General features: G+C 74.4%; 17 protein-coding genes and 3 pseudogenes. 15 read left to right on the top strand and 5 right to left on the bottom strand.

Annotated elements, in window-relative coordinates:
* The first annotated feature begins 19 nt into the window (after positions 1-19).
* From GEV43_RS01805 to GEV43_RS01795, 4 genes and pseudogenes are all read left to right on the top strand, one after another.
* Positions 20-1,799 (top strand): annotated as a pseudogene (locus GEV43_RS01805) (DEDD exonuclease domain-containing protein).
* A gap of 77 nt (positions 1,800-1,876) precedes the next feature.
* Positions 1,877-2,272: a rhomboid family intramembrane serine protease gene (locus GEV43_RS54535; RefSeq protein ID WP_309239394.1), complete on the top strand. Its 396-nt coding sequence runs from the start codon at positions 1,877-1,879 to the stop codon at positions 2,270-2,272.
* The gene (locus tag GEV43_RS54530) at positions 2,230-2,625 is read left to right on the top strand and encodes a rhomboid family intramembrane serine protease (protein ID WP_309239393.1); all 396 of its coding nucleotides are present in this window, start codon (positions 2,230-2,232) and stop codon (positions 2,623-2,625) included. Before GEV43_RS54535 ends, GEV43_RS54530 begins: the two co-directional genes overlap by 43 nt.
* A gap of 103 nt (positions 2,626-2,728) precedes the next feature.
* Positions 2,729-3,016, top strand: a complete 288-nt coding sequence (locus tag GEV43_RS01795) for an Lrp/AsnC family transcriptional regulator (RefSeq protein ID WP_160819202.1) — start codon at positions 2,729-2,731, stop codon at positions 3,014-3,016.
* 103 nt (positions 3,017-3,119) lie between these two features.
* Here GEV43_RS01795 and trpD read toward each other — a convergent pair whose 3' ends face one another.
* Positions 3,120-4,169 carry an anthranilate phosphoribosyltransferase gene (gene trpD / locus GEV43_RS01790; protein WP_160819201.1) on the bottom strand — a complete coding sequence of 350 codons (1,050 nt, stop codon included), beginning with the start codon at positions 4,167-4,169 and terminating at the stop codon, positions 3,120-3,122.
* 93 nt (positions 4,170-4,262) lie between these two features.
* Positions 4,263-4,685 (bottom strand): response regulator transcription factor, encoded by a 423-nt coding sequence (locus GEV43_RS01785; RefSeq protein WP_160819200.1) that lies wholly within the window; start codon positions 4,683-4,685, stop codon positions 4,263-4,265.
* A 320-nt stretch (positions 4,686-5,005) separates the two neighbouring features.
* Between GEV43_RS01785 and GEV43_RS01780 the strand changes: the two genes are divergently transcribed.
* The 4 genes and pseudogenes from GEV43_RS01780 to GEV43_RS54525 form a co-directional block, all read left to right on the top strand.
* On the top strand, positions 5,006-5,665 hold the full coding sequence (locus GEV43_RS01780; RefSeq protein ID WP_160819199.1) for a heme-copper oxidase subunit III: 660 nt from the start codon (positions 5,006-5,008) through the stop codon (positions 5,663-5,665).
* A gap of 93 nt (positions 5,666-5,758) precedes the next feature.
* A complete protein-coding gene (locus GEV43_RS01775) occupies positions 5,759-6,670 on the top strand; it encodes a cytochrome c (RefSeq protein ID WP_160819198.1) in 912 nt (303 codons plus the stop codon).
* Positions 6,667-7,782, top strand: a complete 1,116-nt coding sequence (locus tag GEV43_RS01770; RefSeq protein ID WP_160819197.1) for a ubiquinol-cytochrome c reductase iron-sulfur subunit — start codon at positions 6,667-6,669, stop codon at positions 7,780-7,782. Before GEV43_RS01775 ends, GEV43_RS01770 begins: the two co-directional genes overlap by 4 nt.
* Positions 7,779-8,588: pseudogene (locus GEV43_RS54525) on the top strand (cytochrome bc complex cytochrome b subunit); the annotation flags it as partial. The gene GEV43_RS01770 and the pseudogene GEV43_RS54525, both read left to right, overlap by 4 nt.
* Here the strand turns inward: GEV43_RS54525 and GEV43_RS54520 are convergent.
* Positions 8,570-8,860, bottom strand: coding sequence for a hypothetical protein (locus tag GEV43_RS54520; RefSeq protein WP_309239391.1), 291 nt, complete (start codon positions 8,858-8,860; stop codon positions 8,570-8,572). The pseudogene GEV43_RS54525 and the gene GEV43_RS54520 overlap by 19 nt on opposite strands.
* Positions 8,861-9,052: 192 nt before the next feature.
* Positions 9,053-9,412: a hypothetical protein gene (locus GEV43_RS54515; RefSeq protein ID WP_309239390.1), complete on the bottom strand. Its 360-nt coding sequence runs from the start codon at positions 9,410-9,412 to the stop codon at positions 9,053-9,055.
* Between the two features lie 185 nt (positions 9,413-9,597).
* Here GEV43_RS54515 and GEV43_RS01760 point away from each other — a divergent pair, with 185 nt between their 5' ends.
* The 7 genes and pseudogenes from GEV43_RS01760 to GEV43_RS01730 all read left to right on the top strand — a co-directional run bounded on the left by GEV43_RS01760 (position 9,598) and on the right by GEV43_RS01730 (position 21,234).
* Entirely contained in the window at positions 9,598-10,725 is a 1,128-nt protein-coding gene (locus GEV43_RS01760) for a glycosyltransferase family 4 protein (protein ID WP_160819196.1), read from the top strand.
* A 118-nt stretch (positions 10,726-10,843) separates the two neighbouring features.
* Complete coding sequence (locus tag GEV43_RS01755) at positions 10,844-11,653, top strand: hypothetical protein (protein ID WP_160819195.1); 810 nt, start codon at positions 10,844-10,846, stop codon at positions 11,651-11,653.
* A 405-nt stretch (positions 11,654-12,058) separates the two neighbouring features.
* A complete protein-coding gene (locus GEV43_RS01750) occupies positions 12,059-13,657 on the top strand; it encodes a penicillin-binding transpeptidase domain-containing protein (protein ID WP_160819194.1) in 1,599 nt (532 codons plus the stop codon).
* A gap of 656 nt (positions 13,658-14,313) precedes the next feature.
* Positions 14,314-18,564: a ferredoxin gene (locus tag GEV43_RS54510; RefSeq protein WP_309239389.1), complete on the top strand. Its 4,251-nt coding sequence runs from the start codon at positions 14,314-14,316 to the stop codon at positions 18,562-18,564.
* Between the two features lie 95 nt (positions 18,565-18,659).
* Complete coding sequence (locus GEV43_RS01740; RefSeq protein ID WP_160819193.1) at positions 18,660-19,289, top strand: DUF4142 domain-containing protein; 630 nt, start codon at positions 18,660-18,662, stop codon at positions 19,287-19,289.
* A 311-nt stretch (positions 19,290-19,600) separates the two neighbouring features.
* The gene (locus tag GEV43_RS01735; protein WP_309239388.1) at positions 19,601-20,317 is read left to right on the top strand and encodes a DUF1996 domain-containing protein; all 717 of its coding nucleotides are present in this window, start codon (positions 19,601-19,603) and stop codon (positions 20,315-20,317) included.
* Positions 20,318-20,581: 264 nt separating this feature from the next.
* Positions 20,582-21,234, top strand: a pseudogene (locus tag GEV43_RS01730) (NAD(P)H-binding protein).
* Positions 21,235-21,306: 72 nt separating this feature from the next.
* Here the strand turns inward: GEV43_RS01730 and GEV43_RS01725 are convergent.
* Positions 21,307-23,100, bottom strand: coding sequence for a long-chain fatty acid--CoA ligase (locus tag GEV43_RS01725; RefSeq protein WP_160819192.1), 1,794 nt, complete (start codon positions 23,098-23,100; stop codon positions 21,307-21,309).
* Between the last annotated feature and the right edge of the window lie 168 nt (positions 23,101-23,268).

Genomic DNA, 23,268 nt, shown 5'->3' with positions numbered 1-23,268 from the left:
GTGCTCTACGTTCGCGGGCATGACGGCTGCGCACGGCGTCCAGGGAACCCTGGACGAGCTCGGTACACCCCTGGCCGAGGTCACCTTCGTGGTGGTCGACCTGGAGACCACGGGCGGGTCGCCGTCCGAGTCCGCCATCACCGAGATCGGCGCGGTCAAGGTGCGCGGCGGGGCCGAGCTGGGCGACTTCGGCACGCTGGTCGACCCCGGGGCCCGGTCCCGCCGTTCATCACCGCGCTCACCGGCATCACCACCGCGATGGTGACGGCCGCCCCCGGATGGACTCGGTGCTCCCCGCGTTCCTGGAGTTCGCGCGCGGCTGCGTGCTCGTCGCGCACAACGCGCCGTTCGACATCGGGTTCCTCAAGGCCGCGTGCACGGAGGGCGGCTACGCCTGGCCCGCGTTCCCCGTGGTCGACACCGTCGACCTCGCCCGCCGCGTGCTCACCAAGGACGAGGTCCCCAACTGCAAGCTCGGCACGCTCGCCCGCTACTTCCGCGCCGCGACCGAGCCGACGCACCGCGCGCTCGCCGACGCCCGCGCCACCGTCGACGTCCTGCACGGCCTGATCGAACGGCTCGGCTCGTTCGGCGTGACGTCGCTGGAGGAGCTGCGCGGCTTCGCCAAGGCGCCCACCTCCGAGCAGCGCCGCAAGCGGCACCTCGCCGACGAGGTGCCGAGCGCGCCCGGCGTCTACCTGTTCGAGGACGACGCCGGCGAGGTCCTCTACGTCGGCAAGAGCGGCGACCTGCGGTCCCGGGTGCGCAGCTACTTCACCGGTTCCGAGACGCGCTGGCGGGTGCGCGAGATGGTCGGCCTCGCCGAACGGGTCCGTCCCATCGTGTGCGCGACCGGCCTGGAGGCCGAGGTCCGCGAGCTGCGGCTCATCGCCGCGCACAAGCCGCGCTACAACCGGCGGTCCAAGTTCCCCGAGCGGGCCCTCTGGCTCAAGCTGACCGTCGAGCCGTTCCCGCGCCTGTCGGTCGTCCGCGAGGCGCGCGCCGACGGCGCCTCCTACCTCGGGCCGATGGGATCGCGGCGGCAGGCTGAGGAGGCGCGCGCGGCGCTGCACGAGGCCGTCCCGCTGCGCCAGTGCACGCAGCGCCTCACGCTCCGGCTGATCGAGCGCGGCCGGGCCCGCACCTGCGCGCTCGCCGAGCTCGGCCGCTGCGGCGCGCCGTGCGACGGCCGCGAGTCGCCCGACGCCTACGGGGTGCACGCCGAGACGGCCCGTTCGGTGATGGAGGGCGACGTGCGCCCCGTCGTCGCCGCCGCGCAGGTGCGCATCGACCGGCTCGCGTCCGAGCTGCGCTACGAGGAGGCCGCCGCCCAGCGCGACCGGCTCGCCGCGTTCGTCCGCGCCGCCGCCCGCGGGCAGCGGCTCGCGGCGCTCGCCCGGCTGCCGCAGCTCGTCGCCGCCAAGCCCGCGTTCGACGGCGGATGGGAGCTGTCGGTCGTCCGCTACGGCCGGCTCGCCGCCGCCGGGACGATCCCGCCCAACGCCCACCCGCGCCCCTACGTCGACGCGCTCATCGCGACCGCCGAGACGGTGTTCCCGCCCGCCGGGGGAGCGCCCGGCGGCGTCGCGCTCGGCGACGGGCCGTCCGGCGGGGCCACGGCCGAGGAGATGGAGTGCGTGCTGCGCTGGATGGACGCCCCGGGCGTACGGCTCGTCGAGGTCGACGGCGACTGGACCTGCCCGGCCCACGGCGCCGAGGGCCTGCGCCGCTGGATCGACAACGCCTACGCGCCGGTCGAGCCGGACGAGCGGCGCCGGTCCGGCCGCCCGCTAAGGTGACGGATGTATCCGGCGCCCCCGCGTTCCGGTGAAGCGTGCGTTCCGGTGATCCGGCGACTCGGTGAGGACTCCCGTGCATGGCCCTGCCCCTGTATGACAGCCAGCCCGCGAGGCGCGTCCCTTGGGTCACGTACCTGCTGGTGGCGGTCAACGTCGTGGTGTTCCTGCTGTCGCCCATGGCGCAGGTGTCGGGCTGGTACGGCGAGGGCCGCGTGCGCGAGTGCAAGACCGACCAGTACAGCTACCGCTACGGGGCCGTCCCGGACGAGCTCACGTCCGGCGAGCAGCGGGCGATGCCCCCGGACGTCGCCGGGCGCTGCGGCGACCCCACGTTCCGCAAGACGCCCTGGGTCTCCGCCTTCACCTCGATGTTCGTGCACTCGGGGCGCTGCACCTGCTCGGCAACCTCGTCGCGCTGTTCGTCGTCGGGATGGGCGTGGAGGACAGGCTCGGCCGATGGCGCTACCTGCTGAGCTACCTGCTGTTCGGGCTCGTGGCCGTCTACGGGTTCGCCTACACCTCGCCGCACTCGTCGGCGCCGCTGATCGGCGCGTCCGGGGCCATCGCGGGCGTGCTCGGCGCCTACCTGGTGCTCAACCCGCGCGGGCGGATCGTCAGCCTCGTCCCGCCGGTCGTCGTCGTCCGGCTGCCGGTGTGGGTGGTGCTCGGCTACTGGTTCGTCCTGCAATGGCTGTCGCTCGGCGACGAGGAGAGCAACGTCGCCTACACCGCGCACATCTACGGCTTCGCCGCGGGCATGCTGTTCGGGCTGCTCGCCCGCCGCGCCGGACCGTCCCGCGGCCCCATCTCCCTCAGCCGCGGCTGACCGCCCGGCCCGAACGCCTCGCGCGGCCCGCATGGCACGGCGGGGACGGGGGCCGTCGGGCCCGCGGGTAGAGTGCAGTCCGTTCCGAATCGGGAGGGGTGCAGTGGTCACTGCCATCGTGTTCGTCAAGGCCGACGTCGCGCGCATCCACGAGGTGGCCGAGACGATCGCCGCTCTGGACGGCGTCAGCGAGGTCTACTCGATCACCGGCGCGCACGACCTGATCGCGATGGTCCGGGTCCGCCGCCACGAGGAGCTGAACGACGTGATCCCGGGACGGCTCAACAAGGTGCCCGGCATCGTCGACACCGAGACCCACATCGCCTTCCGCACCTACTCCCAGCACGACCTGGAGGTCGCTTTCTCCCTGGGCCTCCCCGACGCCGACTAACCCCCCGCCGCCACGGCCCCGCCCGGCGCGCCCGTCACGTCCCGCCCGTCCCGTCGTCCCGTCGCGGTGGCCGGGCCGCCGCGGGGGCGTCTCGCCGTTCGGGTCAGTTCTTCAGGGCGCGGCTGAAGGCCACCCAGCGGTCCAGGAGTGTGCTCGCGGCACCTGTGTCGATCGCCTGGGCGGCCCGCTCGTACGCGGCGCGCAGCGTCTCGGTGAGCCGGTCGGGGGGCGGCGTGCCCTCGTAGGCCGTGATGAGCGCGGCGGCGTTGAGCAGCACCATGTCGCGGACCGGGCCCGTCCGGCCCCCGAACAGCTCGCGCGCCACCCGCCCGTTGAACGCGGCGTCGGCCCCCCGCAGGTCCTCCGGCCGCGCCGGGGGGATGCCGAGGTCGGCGGGGTCGAACACGGTCCTGGTGGAGGTGCCGTCCCGGACGACCCACACGGTGGACGTGCCGGTGGTGGTCAGCTCGTCCAGGCCGTCGTCGCCGCGGAACACCAGCGACGAGCAGCCCCGCTCGGCGAACACCCCCGCGATGATCCCGGCCATCCTCGGGTGGAACACCCCGACCGCCTGCGCGCTCGGCCTGGCCGGGTTGGTCAGCGGGCCGAGGAAGTTGAACACCGTCGGCGTGCCGAGCTCGCTGCGCGCCTTGGCCGCGTACCGCAGCGCCTTGTGGAACCGCGGGGCGAAGCAGAACGTGATGCCGAGCTCCTCGGCGACCCGGGCCGTCTCGGCGGGCGGCAGGTCGATCGCGACGCCGAGCTCCTCCAGCAGGTCGGCCGAGCCGCAGGACGAGGTCGCGGCGCGGTTGCCGTGCTTGACGACCTTCACCCCGGCCGCGGCCCCGACCACGGCGGCCATGGTGGAGATGTTGACGGTGTGGGCCCGGTCGCCGCCGGTGCCGACCAGGTCGCCGAACCGGCCCGGGACGTCCACCAGCGTGGCGTTGTCGAGCATGCCCTCGGCGAGGCCCGCGACCTCGGCGACGGTCTCGCCCTTGGCGCGGATCGCGACGGCGAAGCCCGCGATCTGCACGTCGGTGGCGTCGCCGCCCATGATGCGGTTCATCGCCCAGGCGGTCTCCTCGCTCGTCAGCGACTCGCCGTCGAGCAGGGCGTTCAACAGTGCGGACCAGGTCGTTCGCGCGTCCATTCGTTCCCCCAGGGTCGGGTGGGGCCCGCGGGGGCGCGCGGGTGCCGGGCCCCTGGGACGGGGGCTCGCCCCCGCCTCCCCGGCGAGCGGGTCTTACAGAGCCGGAAGGCGGTCGCCGGCCCGCCAGCGCATGAGGTCGGCGACCGCGACGGCCAGCGCCATCGGGTCGAGCGGCAGGCTCACCACGGCGTCGGCGCGGGACCAGGTGGCCAGCCAGCCGTCGTCGCGCCGCGCGATGATCGCGAGCACCGGCGGGCAGTCGTACACCTCGTCCTTGGCCTGGCGGCACACGCCGAGCCCGCCGGCGGGCTGCGCCTCGCCGTCCACCACGACCACGTCGATGCCGCCCTCGTCGAGCCTGGCGACCACGGCCGGCTGCGTCGCGACCTCGACGTACTCGACCGTCGGGAGGTCCGCGGCGGGCCGGCGCCCGATCGCCATCCGGATCTGGGCGCGGGTGTTCGCGTCGTCGCTGTAGACGAGGATCTTCATCGGGCTCTCCGGGGCGGTGCTCATGGCAGTGAAGGCTACCGGTTCGGGTGCGCGGGCACGAGATCCCGGGGCCGGTTCGATGTTACCCGCGGGTGACCGCGCGTTGCCGCGCGCGTGGCCGGGCACGCGCGCGGGCCTCCGGCGGCCCTCGCGGGGGCGCTCCGCGCGCGTCCCGGGGGTGTCGCGTGCGGCGGCGCCATCGCCAGATCGTTACCAGGAGCCCGTAACGCCTGGTGCGCAAGGGATTCGGGACGTCGGGAGAGCGCTCGCGAGGCGATCTCGGGACACGCTCGGGAACTCCAGAAGGGGGGTCATGCGTCGGTACCCGAACCGGTGACGTAATAATGCTGCCCGTGGCAACAGCATCCGCGATAGAGACAACACCTCACGCTCGGGCAAATCGTCCCAATCTAGTCAGCGTGGGGACGATCGTCTGGCTGTCGTCCGAGCTGATGTTCTTCGCGGCCCTGTTCGCGATGTACTTCACGATCCGCTCCGTGACGATCGGCCAGTCCGGGCACGACTCCTGGCCCGGCGCCAACCTGAACCTGCCCCTGTCCGCCGTGAACACCACCATCCTGGTCCTGTCCTCGGTGACGTGCCAGATGGGCGTGTTCAAGGCCGAGGCCGGCAAGGTCGGACGCGACGGCGGGTGGCTGAACTTCCGCCGGTGGGGTCTGCGCGAGTGGTACGTCCTTTCGTTCCTCATGGGCGCGTACTTCGTCGCCGGTCAGGCGTACGAGTACTACTCGCTCGTCAAGGAGGACGGCCTCACGCTCTCCTCCTCGGCCTACGGCTCGGTCTTCTACCTGACCACCGGTTTCCACGGCCTGCACGTCACCGGCGGGCTGGTCGCCTTCCTGTTCGTGCTCGGACGCACCTACGCCGCGAAGCGCTGGACCCACGAGCAGGCGACGAGCGCGATCGTCGTGTCGTACTACTGGCACTTCGTGGACGTGGTCTGGATCGGCCTGTTCGCGACCATCTACCTGCTCGACCTGTAAACGCCGTGTCCTTGGGGCCGAAGCCCCGGGGTCTGGGGGCCCGCCCCCGGGATTATCCGAACACCTGACGACATGACCCGAACGGGGAAATCCGTGAAAAGGTTCACCGCATGGCGACGGCGCCCCTGGGCGGGCTACGCCGTCGTGCTGGCGGCCCTGGCGGCGATCGGCGTCATCTACGCCGGCTTCTCGCCGCAGACTGAACGCGCCGAGGCGCAGAACACGGCCCAAGCCGCGGAGGATCTGAAGAACGGCCAGCAGCTGTTCAACAAGAACTGCGCGAGTTGCCACGGGCTGAACGCCGAGGGCTCCAAGGACGCCAAGGGCAAGCCGCTCGCACCGAGTCTTCTCGGAGTGGGCGCCGCATCCGTCGACTTCCAGGTCAGCACGGGCCGCATGCCCGCGATGAACCCTGGCGCGCAGATGCCGCGCAAGAAGCCGGTCCCCGACTTCGACACCACGATCCGGACCGACTACAAGGAGCCGGAGAAGCGCGAGGCGGCCGAGAAGCAGAAGGCCCGGGCCGAGAAGAACCTCGCCGACCTGCGCGCCTACATCGCCTCGCTGGGCGGCGGACCGGAGGTCCCGCCCGCCACGGCGACGGACCCGAAGAAGGGCGACGCCGCGCTCGGCGGCAAGCTGTTCCGCACCAACTGCGCCCAGTGCCACAGCTTCGTGGGCTCGGGCGGTGCGCTGACCGGCGGCAAGTACGCGCCGCCGCTGGACAAGAGCGACGTCACGCCCACCCAGATCTACGAGGCCATGCTCACCGGCCCGCAGGCCATGCCGGTGTTCAACGACACCACGCTCACGCCGGAGAACAAGCAGGCGATCATCGCCTACCTGGTCAAGACGCGTGAGGAGCCGAACCCGGGCGGGAACGGACTCGGCCGCATCGGCCCGGTGTCCGAGGGCCTGGTCGGCTGGCTGGTCGGCATCGGGCTGCTGGTGCTGGCGGCGATGTGGATCACCGCGAAGAAGCCGAAGAAGCTGAAGAAGTCATGAGCGACGACAACAAGGACACGGGCTCCGAGGAGCCCCGCGAGGGCGGCGGCACGCCGGAACGGGTGGTCGGCACGCCCTCGCCGGCGAAGGGCAAGGCCCTGCTGCCTGGAGAGGACGAGCACTCCGCCCCGGCCGGGGCGGGCGAGGAGCTCGACGAGGCGTCCGCCAAGCGCGCGGAGCGGATCGTCGCGACGTTCTTCCTGCTCGCCTTCGCCGGCAGCGTGGCGTTCATCGCCTACTACATCGGCTGGAGCGGCCGGAACGGCGGGATGCACGGCATCCACCGGGCCAGGGAGTCCAACCTCTGGCTCGGCGGCATGATGGCGCTGTCGTTCCTGGCGCTGGCGGTCGGCGTGACCATCTGGGTGCGCCGCCTGATGACCAGCCGGCCGATCGTCCAGGACCGGCACGAGATGCGGGTCGACGACGCCACGCGCGAGAGCTTCGCGCAGGACTTCATGGAGGGCGCGACCGACAGCGGCATCACCAAGCGGCCGCTGCTGCGCCGCACGCTGCTGCTGGCCGCCGCGCCGCTCGGCCTCGCGCCGCTCGTCCTGCTGCGCGACCTCGGGCCGCTGCCCGAGAAGCGGCTGCGGCACACGTTCTGGGGCGAGGCCGTCAAGAAGGCGCAGTCCCAGGGCAAGAAGGGCGTGCGCCTGGTGGTGGACGGCACCAACCGTCCCCTGCGGGTCAGCGACTTCTCCTCCCCGGGCGCGATGATCACCGTGCTGCCCGAGGGCATCGAGCACGACGTGCCCGAGGAGAAGGTGCTGACGCAGACCGCGAAGGCCGTCACCATCCTCATCAACGTCCCGGCGGAGCAGTTCAAGCCCGCCAAGGGGCGCGAGAACTGGCACATCAACGGGATCGTGGCCTACTCGAAGATCTGCACGCACGTCGGCTGCCCGGCGGCGCTGTACGAGCAGACCACGCACCACATCCTGTGCCCGTGCCACCAGTCGACGTTCGACGCCACCGACGCGGCCAAGGTCGTGTTCGGCCCGGCGGCGCGTCCGCTGCCGCAGTTGCCGCTGGCCGTGGAGGACGGTTACATCGTCGCGACGAGTGACTACCACGAGCCCATCGGCCCGAGCTTCTGGGAGCGCGGATGAGCGAGGCGACGACGGCCCCCAAGGCGGTCGAGGGGCCGCTGACGTTCCTGGACGACCGGCTGGGCTCCACGGGCTTCCTGAAGCGCAACGTCAAGAAGGTCTTCCCTGACCACTGGTCGTTCATGCTGGGCGAGATCGCCCTGTACTCCTTCATCATCCTGCTGCTGACCGGGACGTTCCTGACGCTCTGGTTCAAGCCCAGCATGATCGAGGTGGTGTACGACGGGTCGTACACCAAGCTGAACGGCGTGAAGATGTCCGAGGCGTACGCCTCGACGCTGCACATCAGCTTCGACGTCCGCGGCGGGCTGCTCATGCGGCAGATCCACCACTGGGCGGCGCTGCTGTTCATGGCGTCGATCCTGGCGCACATGCTGCGGATCTTCTTCACCGGCGCGTACCGCAAGCCGCGCGAGCTGAACTGGCTCATCGGCATCACGATGTTCATCCTCGGGATGCTGGAGGGCCTGTTCGGCTACTCCCTGCCGGACGACCTGCTGTCGGGCACCGGCCTGCGCATCACGCAGGGCGTGGCCGAGGCGCTGCCGCTGGTCGGCACGTACGTCTACATGTTCCTGTTCGGCGGCGAGTTCCCCGGCCAGGACATCGTGCCGCGGCTGTTCACCCTGCACGTGCTGCTGATCCCGGGCGTGATCCTGGGGCTGGTCACCGCGCACATGATGATCATGTGGCATCAGAAGCACACCTCGATGCCGGTCAAGAACCAGACCGAGGAGCAGGTGTACGGTTACCCGTTCTACCCGGTCTTCATGGCCAAGACGGGCGCCTACTTCCTGTTCACGTTCGGCGTGCTGGCGCTGCTGGCCACGTTCGCGCAGATCAACCCGATCTGGCTGTTCGGGCCGTACGATCCGGGCGCGATCTCCTCGGCGTCCCAGCCGGACTGGTACATGGGCGTCCTGGAGGGCTCCCTGCGCATCATGCCCAACTGGGAGATCACGGCCTGGGGGCACACGCTCAGCCTGAACGTGCTGATCCCCGCGGCGGTGCCGCTCGGCATCATCTTCACCGGCGCGATGCTGTGGCCGTTCATCGAGCAGTGGGTGACCGGCGACAAGCGGCTCCACCACGTCAACGACCGCCCGCGCAACGCCCCGGTCCGCACGGCCGTCGGCATCGCGGCCGTGACGTTCTACGGGCTGCTGTGGCTCGCGGGCGCCAACGACGTGCTCGCCGAGCGGTTCCACGTCTCGCTGTTCGCGACGACCTGGTTCTTCCGGGTGGCGTTCTTCGTGGCGCCGGTGCTGGCCTACATCATCACCAAGCGGATCTGCCTCGGCCTCCAGCGCAAGGACGCCGACACGATCGGGCACGGCGTGGAGAGCGGCGTGATCGTCATGTCGCCGGACGGGAAGTTCAGCGAGCGGCACGAGCCCGCGCGCGACGAGGAGCGGGTCACGATCCTCTCCAAGGAGAACGCCCGTCCCGAGGCGCCCGCCGTCGACGCCAACGGCGTCCCGGCGCCGGGACCAAGGGCCCGCTCGGGCACCTGCGGTCGCGGCTCAACCGGGCCTGGACGTTCGACGACGTCCCCGTCGAGGAGCACGGCCACGGCGAGGAGCACGGCGAGGTCGAGAGCGGCGGCGAGCGCAAGCAGATCACCAGGCACTGACACCGCGGGACGGCCGCGCGCCGTCCGACGGTCCCGTTCGCCACGGGACCGGGGCCCGCCACCGGGAGACCGGGGGCGGGCCCCGGCCTTTCTCCAGGCCCCGGCCTTTTTCCGGGGCCCGGTCGGGGGCTCCCCGGGGCCGCGGCGGGGCGCGCGGGGGTGCGTGGCATCCTGGTCGGGCCATGACCAGGACCCTCATCGTGACCAACGACTTCCCGCCGCGCCCCGGCGGCATCCAGGCGTTCGTGCACGGCCTGGCGGCGCGGAGGCCGCCGGGCTCGGTGGCGGTGTACGCGCCCGCGTGGCAGGGCGCGGCGGCGTTCGACGCGGAGCAGCCGTTCCCGGTCGTGCGGCACCCGACCTCGCTGATGCTGCCGGAGCCGTCCGTGCTGCGCCGCGCCGCCGAGATCGTCCGCGCCGAGGGGTGCGACTCGGTCGTGTTCGGCGCGGCGGCTCCGCTCGGGCTGCTCGCCCCGGCGCTGCGGCGGCGGGGCGTCCGGCGGTTCGTCGGCATCACGCACGGGCACGAGGCCGGCTGGGCGGCGCTGCCCGTCGCGCGCCGGGCGCTGCGGCGCATCGGCGACGGGGTGGACGTGCTGACCTACCTCGGGGAGTACACGCGGTCGCGGATGGCGCGGGCGCTGTCGCCCGCGGCGGCCTCCAGGATGGCGAGGCTGGCCCCGGGAGTGGACGAGAAGGTCTTCCGTCCGGGAGCCGGGGGAGAGGCCGTACGGGAGCGGCACGGGCTGTCCGGGAGGCCCGTGGCGGTGTGCGTGTCGCGGCTCGTCCCGCGCAAGGGGCAGGACGCGCTGATCCACGCGTGGCCGCGCGTGCTGCGCGCCGTTCCGGACGCGGCGCTGCTGCTGGTCGGCGGCGGGCCGTACCGCGCGGATCTGGAACGGCTCGCGGCGTCGCTCGGCGTGGCCCGCTCGGTCGTGTTCACCGGCGGCGTGCCGTGGGAGGAGCTGCCCGCGCACTACGACGCGGGCGACGTGTTCGCCATGCCGTGCCGGACGCGCAACCGCGGGCTGGACGTCGAGGGGCTCGGCATCGTCTACCTGGAGGCGTCCGCGACCGGCCTGCCCGTCGTGGCGGGCGACTCGGGCGGCGCGCCCGACGCGGTGCTGGACGGCGAGACCGGCGTGGTCGTGCCGGGCCGTTCGGTCGCGTCCGTCGCCGCCGCCGTGTCGGGGCTGCTCGCCGATCCCGCCCGCGCGCGGCGGCTGGGGGAGCGGGGCCGCGCGTGGATCGAGCGCGAGTGGCGCTGGGAGATCCAGGCCGGACGGCTCGACGCGCTGCTGCGCGCCTGACCCCGGAAGCGCGGTGGCCCGCGCGCGGGACGCGGGCGGCGCGTCCGGAGGGTGACACGCCGCGCGGTCGGGTGATGCTGCGTATCGCGGTCGCTGCGAAGGGTGGCAGGATGCGGGCATGGCCGATTCCGAACACGCCGGCGTCGAGGACGCCTGGACCCCGGTGCCCGGCGCCGCCGTCGGCTGGCTCAGCGAGCTCGACCCGGACCACTGCTACTCGGGGTTCGAGCCGCCGCGCCGTCCCGACGCGGCCTGGATCCTGCACGCCATGTACGCGTGGAAGGAGGGCCTGGTCACCACCACGCACGACGACGTCCACCAGTCGGTGCGCGCGGCCGGGCTCACCGAGCCGGACGTGACCGCCGACGCCGACCTCGGCGACCTGCTGGAGGGCGCGGTCGTGACCGGAACCGGCCTCGGCCGCAGCGGCCATCCGGGCGCCGGGTGGCGGCGGCTGCGCTGGGCCGAGCTGGCGAGGGGGTTCGGCGAGCCGCCGGTGCCGGAGGGCGAGCTGCCCGGCAACCGCTGCCTGCGGCAGGCGCACCCGACGGGGAGCTGGTCGGCGGCCATCGCGCCGCCCGCCGAGGGCTGCCTCGACCGGGAGAGCTGGCAGCGGCTGATCGGCGTGCTGATCCGGCACGACCTCGGCGGCGAGGACGCGGAGTGCCTCGCCTACTACTGCCCGCTCGTCACGGCCGAGTGGGACGACGAGACCGTTCTCGCGGGACGGCTCGGGGACGCGGCGGCGCTGTACGACCATCCGGCCATGCAGAGCTGCCCGTCCAACCTGTGGGCCGACGACCGCTCGTGGGTCGTCTACTGCGACTGGGACCTGTGGGGCACCAAGGTGGTCGGGCCCGTGTCGCTCATCGAGGCGCTGCTCGCCGACCCGGAGCTGGAGGCGCTCCGCCTGCCCTGGACGGGCTGACCGCCCGCGGGGGAGGGGCCGCGCCCCGTTCCGGAGACCGGATCCGCGCGCGCCCCTGCCGAGGAGGGACCGCGATCCGCGGCGGGCCGGCCCCGGCGCCCTGGTGAGGGAGAACCTGGAGGCGGACGCCGTGCGGGCCGGTGGGCGGAGCCGCCGGATCGGGATGGCGCGGACGGGAGCGCGGGGCGCGGCCCCGGCGTTCGGCGGCCGTGGCGCGGGCGGGGGCGCGGGCCGTCCCGCCGTCGCGGTCGGGCGTGGCCATCGGGCCCTCCTTCCGTGCCGTACGGCCGCTGACGAGCCCGACGGTAGGCGCGTTACCACGCCGCCGGGCGGCTGTTAAGTCCCGTTTAAGGGGGCGATCAGCCGCCGTTGAGGCGGCTCTGGTGACCGCCACCGCCCGCTGGCATGATCGGATCGCTCCGGACGGCGGGCGAGGAGGGCGGGATGCGGTCGAGGGGTGTGGTGCTGCTGGGCCTCGCCGTGGCCTTCGCGCTCGCGGCGGGCGTGCTCGCGGCGATGGTGACCCCCGGACGGGACGAGCGCGGGCCCGACCAGCTCGCCCGCGCCTACTTCGCCGCCTGGCGCAAGGGCTCCCTCGACCGGATGCGCGACCTCGTCGCCGACCCGCCGGCCGACTTCCACGCCCAGCACCGGGCGCTGTCGCGGGGCCTCTCGGTCATGTGGATCGACCTGCGGCCGGGCCGCGTCGTCCGGGACGGGGACGGACGCGCGCAGGCCCCGTTCACCGTCGCGCGCGGCATCGCTGGGCACGGCGAGTGGTCGTTCAGGTCGCTGCTGAAGATGGGCCGGGTGGACGGCCGGTGGCGGGTGCTGTGGAGCCCGTCCACCCTCTACCCGGGGATGCGCGCGGGCGGGACGTGGCGGTTGCGGGCGGTGGAGGTCCCCGCGGTCACGTTGAGCGACCGGCGCGGCGGGAAGCTGCCGGAGGGCGGGCCGCTGGAGCCGTACCTGTCGGGCCTCGCCGACTCCCTCGCGCCCGAGGACGGTGACGAGGACGACGACGGCGCGCCGGGGTGGGCCATCGCGATGAGCGACGGCGGCGGGCCCGAGCGCGACTTGAAGCTGTTCAACGTCCGCAAGGGGAGGAAGGTCCGCACGACGCTGGACCGGCGCGTCCAGGCCGCGGCGGAGGCCGCGGTCGCCGCCGCGCCGGACCCGGCCGCGGTCGTGGCGCTGCGGCCGTCGACGGGTGAGGTCCTCGCGGTGGCGGACGGGCTCGGCGGGCTCGGCGCGTTCGCGAACCTGTATCCGCCGGGCTCGACGTTCAAGACGGTGGTCGCGTCGGCGCTGCTCGCGGACGGCATGGACGCGGGCGACGGCGCCGACTGCCCCGCCAGGGTCGTCGCGGCGCAGCGCACGATCGTCAACCATGACGGAACGTCGGCGGGCCGCACGACGCTGCGCGACGCGTTCGCCCAGTCGTGCAACACCACGTTCGCGGGCCTCGCGGTGGACCGGCTCGGTCCGGGGAAGCTGGGGGACGCGGCGCGGGGACTGGGGTTCGGCGTGAAGTTCGAGCCGGGCGTGGAGGCGGCGACGGGGAGCTTCCCGGATCCGGGCAAGGGCAACGAGCTGGCCGAGGCGGCGATCGGGCAGGGCCGGGTCCAGGCGAGCCCGCTGCTGATGGCGTCCGTCGCCGCGGCCGTCCAGGACGGAACGTGGCGCTCGCCCAGGCTGCTCGCACCGAAGCCCTTGGAGGAGGCGGGCGGTTCGGTCGCATCCCCGCGCGACGTGCCGGGGGCCGCCGCGCTGCGGACGATGATGCGCGCGGTCGTGACGTCCGGGACCGCCTCGGGCGCGGGCCTACCGGACGGGACGGCGGGCAAGACGGGCACGGCGGAGCTGGGGCAGGGCGGCGGGTCCCACGCCTGGTTCGTCGGGTACGAGGGCGACATGGCGTTCTCCGTGTTCGTGTCCGAGGGCGGCTCGGGGCCGAAGGTCGCGGTCCCGCTCGCGGCCCGCTTCCTGCGCGCCGCCCGCTGAGGCGTACGCGGGCCGCCGGGTGTGAACATGTCGCGGCGTTCGCGCGTACAGCACTGGAGAGCGGGACGGCCGGCACCGGGCCGGCCTGACCGCTCTCGGCGACAAGCCACATCGGCGTGGCCCCTGGGGCGTATGCTCCGGGGGCGACGGGACGGGCCGCACGGCGGTCCGTCCGGGACGGCGGCGGGAGCGAGCGGGCTCCGGAGCCGCCGGCCCCCGTCTCTCAGGAGCACGGCGCCGGGTGACGTCCACCCGGCGGTACGGCCTCGCCGTCGCGCGCCGAGCTGTCCGCCTCCTCCACAGGAGCAGGCATGGTGCGACGCGACACCCGGCGTGCGTCCCGGAACGGAACGCACGCCCAGGGATGGGACGACTTCTGGTCCCACCCGTCCGCGCGCTCCCGGCGCGGACCGTCCAGACGCGGACGCGAACGCGGCGGACGCGGACGCGAACGAAGGCCCCGGAACGAGCCCCGAACCGGTCGGCCCGAGCGCGGACCTGAGTGGGGGCCTGAGTGGTGGCCTGAGCGGGGGCTGGAGCAGGTACCGGAATGGCGGCGTGAGCGTGGGTCCGAGCGGCGGCGTGTGGCCGGGCGACGGTTCGGACGCGGGCCGAAGCGGCGAACCGGGCGGACCCGGCGGGCTGAGGCGGCGCGGGTGCGCGCGCGGGCCGGGTCCGGCGGGGCGGTCCGGCGTCCGAAGTCCAAAGGGAGGCCGCGTGGCAGGCGCGGGCCCGCCGATCGGCTGAGTGTCGGCGCGTTCGCGCTGTCGTTCGCGATCGGCCTGTCGCTGCTCGCGATCGTCGAGCGGGCACTGCTGGAGGGCGGCGGCTTCGGGACGTCCGGCGTGGCCGGGGCCGAGGGAACGCTCCGGCCGCGCGGAGGGAAGGCCGCGCCGACGCCCCGCGCGCTGCCCCGGCAGGGACGGCGGCCTGGAGCGGTCCGTCCCGGCGCGCCCGCGCCCGACCAGCGCGCGCTCGTCGCGCAGGTACGGCGGCTCGTCCTCGCGCGGCGCGGCGCCGCCGCCCGGCAGTCGTACGGGGCCGCGCCGGCACGCGCGCCGCTCGTCGGCACCGTCCGTGCCGCGCGCGACCGGACCTGGGTGCTCGGAACCGCGGCGATCCCCGTCCCCGCCGCGAGCTCCGCCATGCCCGAGGTCGCCTTCTACACCGCCCGCTGGACGCGCGGACGCTGGCAGGCCGCGCTGTCCGGGGACGGCGCGTTCGGCGCGCTGCTCGCGCGGGCGCCCGCGACCGTTCTGTCGCGCGACGAGGCCGGCGCGCTCGCCCGCTACGGCGCGGTCACCGCCCAGCAGGCCGCAGCCGCCGTCAACGGCACTCGCGTGGGCGACGGCCTGATGCTGCCCTGGCGCGTCGGCGCGTCCTGGACGCTCGGCGCGTCCGCCACGGGCGCTCCCGCCCGTCCGCTCGGCACGCTCGCGTTCTGGGGCGGCGACGGGCGCGTCCTCGCCGCGGGCGACGGGCGCCTCTACCGCTTCTGCCGAACCTCGGCCGGCGGCGCGCTGGCCATGGTGATCCACCGCAGCGGCCTCGCCACCACGTACTACGGACTGCGCGGCGTGCCCGAACTGCGCGACGGCAGCGTGGTGCGGCGCGGCGACCCGCTCGGACGCACCGGCACCGGCCGGCCGTGCGGCGGCGCGCCCGCGCCCCGCGCGCAGGTGGGGTTCGCGCTGCGCCGGGGTGACGGGCAGGTTCCGCTGGACGGGGCCAGGATCGGCGGCTGGACGTTCCGCGAACGCGCCCGGCCCCTGCTCGGCTACGCCGAACGCGGCGCGCTGCAAGTGCTTCCCGGGGGACTGCTGGCCAACCTCGGACCCGTCCCCCGACGGACGCCCCGCCGTCCTCGCCGTCCCCGCCCGCTCCCGGCGCCGAGCCGGGCGGCGGCGCGCGGCCGGGCGATTCTCCCGCGCCTTCCGAACGACCGAAGAGGAGACCCAGTGCGCAACCCCAGCAGTGACGATCCAGCCGTGCCCGCGTGGGTGCTGCGCGCCGTGCTCGCGGGCGCTGTCCTGGTCCTGGTCGGCGCGGCCACCCCTCCGGGCGCGGCGGTCGCGGGCGACGTGCAGCGCTTCCTTTCGTTCTACGCGGGCGTGTTCGCACTGCTCGCCATGACCGCCGCCGTGGTGAGCGGACTGCTCGCCACCGAACGGCTGATCCTCGCGATCCGGCACCGCGTCCTCGCGCAGGGCGTGCACCGGGCCGCGTCCGTGCTCGCCGTGACGTTCGTCGTCGCGCACTTCCTGGTCAAGGTGCTCGGCGGGATCGCCGCGCCGTCCCAGATCGTCGTGCCCGGCCTCGGACCGGTCGGGCTCGGCGCGCTGGCGTTCGACCTGCTGCTGGTCATCGTGGCGACGGGGCTGCTGCGGGCCCGGTTCGCGTTCGGCGCGCGGCCCTGGGTGTGGCGGGCGGTGCACGCCGTGGCGTACGTGTCATGGCCCGTGTCCATCGTGCACGGGCTCACCGCCGGACGCCCCGCGGCGGCATGGGTGACGCTCAGTTACGTACTGTGCGCGGCGGGCGTCGCGCTAGCCCTCATGACCCGGCTCGTCGTGGTGGCACGCCCCCGCACCCCCCGCCGCGCCGAGGAGACCCCGCCCGTACGGACCGGCGCGGCCGCGCCCAACACAGCGCCCGCCCCCGCCCCGACGCCACCCCCACGAGACCGCCCCCTCCGTACCCCGGACACGTCCCACACCTCGGACGCGTCCCGTGCGCCGGACGCGTCCCGTGCGCTGGACGCGCGCCGTGCGCCGAACGCGGCCCGTACCTCCGGCGCGGCCCGTACCTCCGGCGCGGCCCGTACCTCGGAGGGGCCCCGGATCTCGGAGGGGCCCCGGATCTCGGAGGGGCCCGGATCTCGGACGCGCGCCGTCCGCCGGACGCGTCCCGTGCGCTGGACGCGCGCCGTGCGCCGAACGCGGCCCGTACCTCCGGCGCGGCCCGTACCTCCGGCGCGGCCCGTACCTCGGAGGGGCCCCGGATCTCGGACGCGCGCCGTCCGCCGGATGCGCCGCGTGCGCCGGGCGTGCCCCGTGCCTCGGACGCGTCCCGTGCGCACGATGCGCTCCGTGCGCCGGACGCGTCCCGGATCCCGGACGCGTCCCGTGCGCCGGATGCGCTCCGTGCGCCGGACGCGGCCCGTACCTCGGGCGCGTCCCGTACCTCGGACGGGCCCCCGATCTCGGATGCGCGCCGTGCGCCTGATGCGCCCCATGCGCCGGGCGTGCCCCGTACCTCGGACGCGGCCCGTCCGCTGGACGCGTCCCGTACCTCGGCGGGACCCCGGATCTCGGACGCGCGTCGTGCGCCGGGTGCGGCCCGTGTCTCGGGGGCGTCTCGGTCCGCGGGGTGGGGTGGTGAGTGGGGTGGGGGTCGTGGCCGTCACCGGGGGTATCGCCGGAACGGGTGGGCCGCGGCTCACCCTTGGGTTCGAGCGGTTCGACCGGCTCGACCTCGACCGGCACCTCGCCGTGCACGGCAGGCTCCGCACCCCCGTGCTGGACGACCTGGTCTCCATGGCCGAGAAGGTGGACCTGCGCGGGCGCGGCGGGGCGGGGTTCCCGTTCGCCCGCAAGCTGATGGCCGTCGCCGCCCGCGTCACCCACCCGTCCGCCGACCGGGCGGTCCTGCTGCCCGGCGAGGAGAACGACCGCCGCCGTTCCGGCGAGGACGCCGTCGTGGTCGTGAACGCCGCGGAGGGCGAGCCGGGCAGCGCCAAGGACAAGGTGCTGCTCGGCCGCGCCCCCCACCTCGTCCTGGACGGCGCGCAGATCGCCGCGTCCGCCCTCGGCACCCGCCGCGTCGTCGTCGCGGTCGAGGACGAGGAGGCGGCCCGCTCCGTCCGCGCGGCGATCGGCGAGCGGCGGATGCCCGCCCGCGTCGTCCGGCTGGCCGAACGGTTCATCTCCGGGGAGAGCGGCGCGGTCGTCCGCGCGATCAACGGGGAGGTGCCGGTCCCGCCGGGCCGCAAGGTCCGCGCCGCCGAGTCCGGCGTGGACGGCCGCCCGACGCTGCTGTCCAACGCCGAGACGTTCGCGCAGCTCGCCGTGCTGACCTCGCTCGGCCCCGACCTGTACGCGTCGGCCGGGACCGCGGAGGAACCCGGCACCACCCTGCTCACCGTCGGCGGCACCAAGGTCGTCGAGGCGCCGTTCGGCACGCCCCTCGCGGCCGTGCTGCGGCACTGCGACGCGCCCGCCGGGCAGGGCGTGCTGGTCGGCGGCTACCACGGCCTGTGGCTGGACCCGCTCGCCGCGTCCCGCGCGGTCCTGTCCCGGGCCGGGATGCGGGCGGCGGGCGGAACGGTCGGCGCGGGGATCGTCCTGCCGCTCGCCCGCGGCACCTGCCCGCTCGGGGAGGTCACCCGCATCGCCTCGTACCTCGCCGCGCAGTCCGCCGGGCAGTGCGGGCCGTGCCGGCTCGGGCTGCCCGACGTCGTCCGCGCCCTGAACGCGCTGGCCGACGGCGCGGGGACCGTCGAGGACGTCCGCCGCGCCGCCGGGATCGGCCGGGGCCGGGGCGCCTGCACGCACCCCGACGGAACCGCGCGGTTCGTGCTGTCGGCGGTCGACGCGTTCGCCGCCGACATCGAGGTGCACCGCTACGGCGGGACGTGCGGGCAGCCGGTGTTCGGCGTGCTGCCCCTGCCGGTGCCCACCGGCGACGAGGGCCGCGTCGCGATCGACTGGAGCCGCTGCGACGGGCACGGCCTGTGCGCCTACCTCGTCCCCGAGCTGATCCAGCTCGACCGGTACGGCTACCCGGTCATCCTCGGCACCGACATTCCCACCTGGATGGAACGCGACGTCCAGCGCGCGGTGGCGATGTGCCCCGCACTGGCGCTGCGCATAACCAACGAAATGCCGAACGCGAATCCCCGGAGATAATCGCTGCGGATTGAACCCGCCGCCGCGCGGACCCGTATTGCACAGCGACCCGCACAGGGTCTTCCGGCGGAGCCAAGGAAAGGAGGGGAATTCCCTTGAGAAAGTCGTACGGCGTCGCCGTTCCGCGCCTGCCGTTCCGCGTGGGCCTCGGCCGCCTCCTGCTGGCCGTGACGGCCGCCGCCGCCGTCGCCGCGGCGCTCGTCGCGGTCCTCGGCCAGACGGGCGTGCCGGCGGACGGCGAGACCCGGTCCGGCTCGACCCGTACCCGCTGGGGGCCGCTCGACCCCGCCGACCGGACGCTGCTGACCAAGGTCAGGCAGGCGGGACTGTGGGAGATGCCCGCAGGTCAGCAGGCCCAGCAGCGCGCCTCCCGGCCCCGCGTCAGGGAGGTCGCCGACATGATCATGGAGCAGCACATGCGGCTGGACGAGGACGTCCGCGCCACCGCCCAGCGCCTCGGCGTCATCCTGCCGACCGAGCCGAACGCCGACCAGCGCGGCTGGCTGAAGGAGCTGTCCGGCAAGGTCGGCGACGACTACGACCGGACGTTCGTGCTGCGGCTGCGGGCCGCGCACGGAAAGGTCTTCGGCGTCATCGCCCAGGTCCGCGCGTCCACCCGGAACACCGAGATCCGCGCTTTCTCCGAACGCGCGATGAGATTCGTCAACACCCACATGACCCTTCTGGAGAGCACGGGACTCGTCACCCGATCCGCCCTTTCCTGACGGGCCCGCGACCCGCTGACAGGAGTTCCCCATGGCACGGAAGAAAGGCATCGCCGTCATCGTTCCGGCGCTCGCCCTCGTCGCCTCGGCGGCCGGGACCGCCCCCGCCGGAGCGTCCCCGCGGGCCTGCCCCGCCCGGCGGCGGCGGCCGACCCCACCGACCCCCGGACGATCCCGGCGACACCCGCAACGGCAACGACGCCGACAACGGCAACCGCCAGAACGACGGCGGCAATGGCCAGAACGGCAACAACGACGACAACGGCGACGGCGCCGACCAACAGCAGCAACAGCAACAGCAGCAACAGCAGGTGAAGCAGGGGCCCGACAGGGGCGACTTCGTGGACATTCGGCGGGCGCCGCGCACGGCGCAGCCGAGGCGGAGCGGCAACGCGTCGCGCGGGTCGTTCACCTCGCGGTGCGGAACGAACCAGAACGGCCACCACAATCCCGACAACTTCATCGTGGCGCCCGGCGTGTCGAACGGTGCGCACCACATCCACGACTACGTCGGAAACCTCTCCACCGACGGGTTCTCCACGGACGAGAGCCTCGCCGCCGCCGGGACGACCTGCGCGGGCGGCGACAAGTCCGCCTACTTCTGGCCGGTGATGCGCGTCCGGGCGCAGCGGGACGACTCCGGCCAGGCCCGGCAGAGCGAGGCGGACGGCAATGTCGGACGGGTCGTGGCGCCCGCGTCCGCGCGCATGCAGTTCCTGGGGAACGCGCGGGGGAAGGTGACGCCGATGCCGCCGTTCCTGCGGGTCATCACCGGCGACGCGAAGGCGGGCACGAACGGGACCGCGAACGCGCGCGCCCAGTGGACGTGCACCGGGTTCGCCGACCGGGCGCTGACCGACAAGTACCCGCTGTGCCCGCGCGGGAGCAGGGTGACGCGCGTGCTGGACTTCCCGAGCTGCTGGGACGGGCGCAACACCGACAGCGCGAACCACCGCGACCACATCGTGTTCCCGGGCCGTTCGGGGCGTGCCCGGCAGGCACGCGGGCGGTGCCGCGACTGCGGATGACGCTCACCTACGACCTGCCCAACCGCGCCGGGGCGTTCGCCGTGGACACCTTCCCGAGCAGGGCCACGACCCGGTGACCGACCACGCGGACTTCGAGAACGTGATGCCCGGCGGCCTGATGCGCCGCGCCGCGGCCTGCGTCAACTCCGGCCGCGCCTGCTGAGCCCCGCGTCCCCGCCGGTTCGCGGCGTGCCGCCGCCGGCCGCGGTCGGGACGGGCGGTGCGCCGCGGCCCGGCGACCGCGCGCGACGTACGATCGGGATCATGAACGTTGTGATCGCGGGAGGGCACGGGCAGATCGCGCTGCGGCTGGCCCGGCTGCTCAGCGCGCGGGGGACGCCGCCACCGGACTGATCCGCAACCCGGACCACGCCGCCGACCTGCGCGAGGCGGGCGCCGAGCCCGCCGTGTGCGACCTGGAGAGGGCGACGCTCGACGAGGTCACGGGCCTGCTGCGGGGCGCGGACGCCGTCGTCTTCGCGGCCGGCGCCGGGCCGGGCAGCGGGGCGGCGCGCAAGGACACCGTGGACCGCGCCGCGTCCGTGCTCCTCGCCGACGCCGCCGAACGGGCCGGAGTCCGCCCGTTCGCGCAGGTCTCCGCCATGGGCGCCGGGCAGCCGCCGCGCGCGGGCACCGACGAGGTGTGGGCGGCCTACATCCGCGCCAAGGGCGAGGCGGAGGACGACCTGCGGGCCCGCGACGGGCTGGACTGGGTGATCCTGCGGCCGGGGCGGCTCACCGACGACCCCGGCACCGGCCGGGTCACGCTGGCCGAGCCGCCGATCGGGCGCGGCGAGATCACCCGCGACGACGTCGCGGCCGTGCTCGCCGCCCTGCTGGACGCGCGGGTGAGCGGCCGGACCCTGGACCTGCTGAACGGCGACACGCCCGTCCCCGAGGCCGTCGCGTCCCTCTGACCCGGCGGCCCGCCGCCGCGCCCGTCCGCCCGCCGCGCCTCCGGCGCCTCCGGCGACCGGGGCGCGCGGGGATCACGCGTAGAGGCGGTCGATCTCTTCGGCGAAGTCCTTCATGACCTGGTGGCGGCGGACCTTGAGGCTCGGGGTCAGGTGGCCCGCCTCCTCGGTGAAGTCGACGCCGAGGATCTCGTACTTCTTGATCGCCTCGGCGTGCGACACCGAGCGGTTGGCGTTCGCGACCGCGGCGTCGATCTCGGCGACCAGGTCGGGGTCGCGGCGCAGCTCCTCGACCGTCATCTCGGCGGGCCGCCCCTTGCGCTCCTTCCAGGGGGCGAGCGCCTCCTCGTCCAGCGTGATCAGCGCGCCGATGAACTTGCGGCCGTCGCCGACCACCAGGCACTGGCTGACGAGGGGGTTGGCGCGGATCCGGTCCTCCAGCGGCGCGGGCGCGACGTTCTTCCCGGCCGCGGTGACGAGGATCTCCTTCTTGCGCCCGGTGATGCTCAGGAACCCGTCGGCGTCGAGGGACCCGAGGTCGCCGGTGTGGAACCAGCCGTCCTCCAGGGACTCCTTGGTGGCGGACTCGTTGTTCCAGTAACCGCGCAGGACGTTGACGCCCTTGACCAGCACCTCGCCGTCCTCGGCGATGCGGACGGTCACGCCGGGGATGGGCTTGCCGACCGTCCCGACGCGGATCGCCGTCGGCCGGTTGACGCTGGCGGGCGCCGTCGTCTCGGTGAGGCCGTACCCCTCAAGGATCGTGATGCCGACGCCGCGGAAGAAGTGGCCGAGGCGCTCGCCCAGCGCGGCGCCGCCCGACACGGCGTACTGCACCCGTCCGCCGACGGCCGCGCGCAGCTTGCCGTACACCAGCACGTCGAAGACCTTGTGCTTGGCCTTCAGGCCGAGCGAGGGCCCGCCGGAGTCCAGCGCGCGGCTGTACGCGATCGCGGTGTCGGCGGCGGCCTTGAAGACCTTCCCCTTGCCCTCGGCGGCGGCCTTCTGCTCCGCGCCGTTGTAGACCTTCTCGAACACGCGCGGCACGGCCAGCAGGAACGTCGGCCGGAACGTGGCGAGGTCGGGCAGCAGGTTCGGGATGTCGCTGTGCCCGAGGACGAGGCCGCCCTCGACGCACGCGACCTGGATGAGCCGCGCGAACACGTGCGCGAGCGGCAGGAACAGCAGCGTGGAGCTGCCGTCCACCACGATCTCGGAGATGGCGCCCTGCACGGCGTTGCGCGCGGTGTAGACGAGGTTGCCGTGGGTGAGCTCGCAGCCCTTCGGGCGCCCGGTCGTGCCGGAGGTGTAGACGAGCGTGGCGACGTCGGAGGCGGTACGGGACCGGCGGCGCTCCTCGACGGCCGCGTCGGTGACGTCCGCGCCGTCCGCCGCGACCGCGTCGAGGTCGGCGGCCTCGACGCCCCAGACGTGCGCGAGGCCCGGGAGGCGGTCCCGGACCTCGGCGATCAGCTCCCGGTGGGCGGGCGTCTCGGCGAACGCGGCCTTGGCGCCCGAGTCCCCGACGATCCACTCGACCTGCTCGGCGGAGGACGTCTCGTAGATCGGCACGGTGACCGCGCCGGCCGTCCAGATCGCGTAGTCGAGAACGGTCCACTCGTAGCGGGTCCGCGACATCAGGGCGACCCGGTCGCCGGGCTCGATCCCGGCCGCGACCAGGCCCTTGGCGACGCGGGCCGCGTCGGCGGCGAACTCCGCGGCGGTGACGGCGCGCCAGGCGTTCCCCGCCTCGTTCCTGCGGCGCAGCACGATCGCGCCGGGCCGTTCCGCCGCCCTGGCGAACGGCGCGTCGGTCAGGTTGGTGGCGGCGGCGGCCTCCACCATCGCCGGGACGCTGAACTCGCGCACGGCCCACTCCTCGTTGATCGCTGCAAGACGGCGGGGAAGACGGTACAGCCTCTCCGGAGGCAAATGATACCCACGAGTAGGTAAAACGGCCGTCGCCCGGACGCCACGGGCGGTTCGCCCACCGAGGCCCGCACTCCCGGTTAAGGGGCGGGCAAAGACCGTCCGGGA

Source organism: Actinomadura sp. J1-007 (assembly GCF_009793335.1).
In the GTDB taxonomy this organism is placed as follows: Bacteria; Actinomycetota; Actinomycetes; order Streptosporangiales; family Streptosporangiaceae; genus Spirillospora; species Spirillospora yumaensis.
Note: the sequence above shows the minus strand (reverse complement) of the source record. Positions and strands in the feature narration are given on the sequence as shown.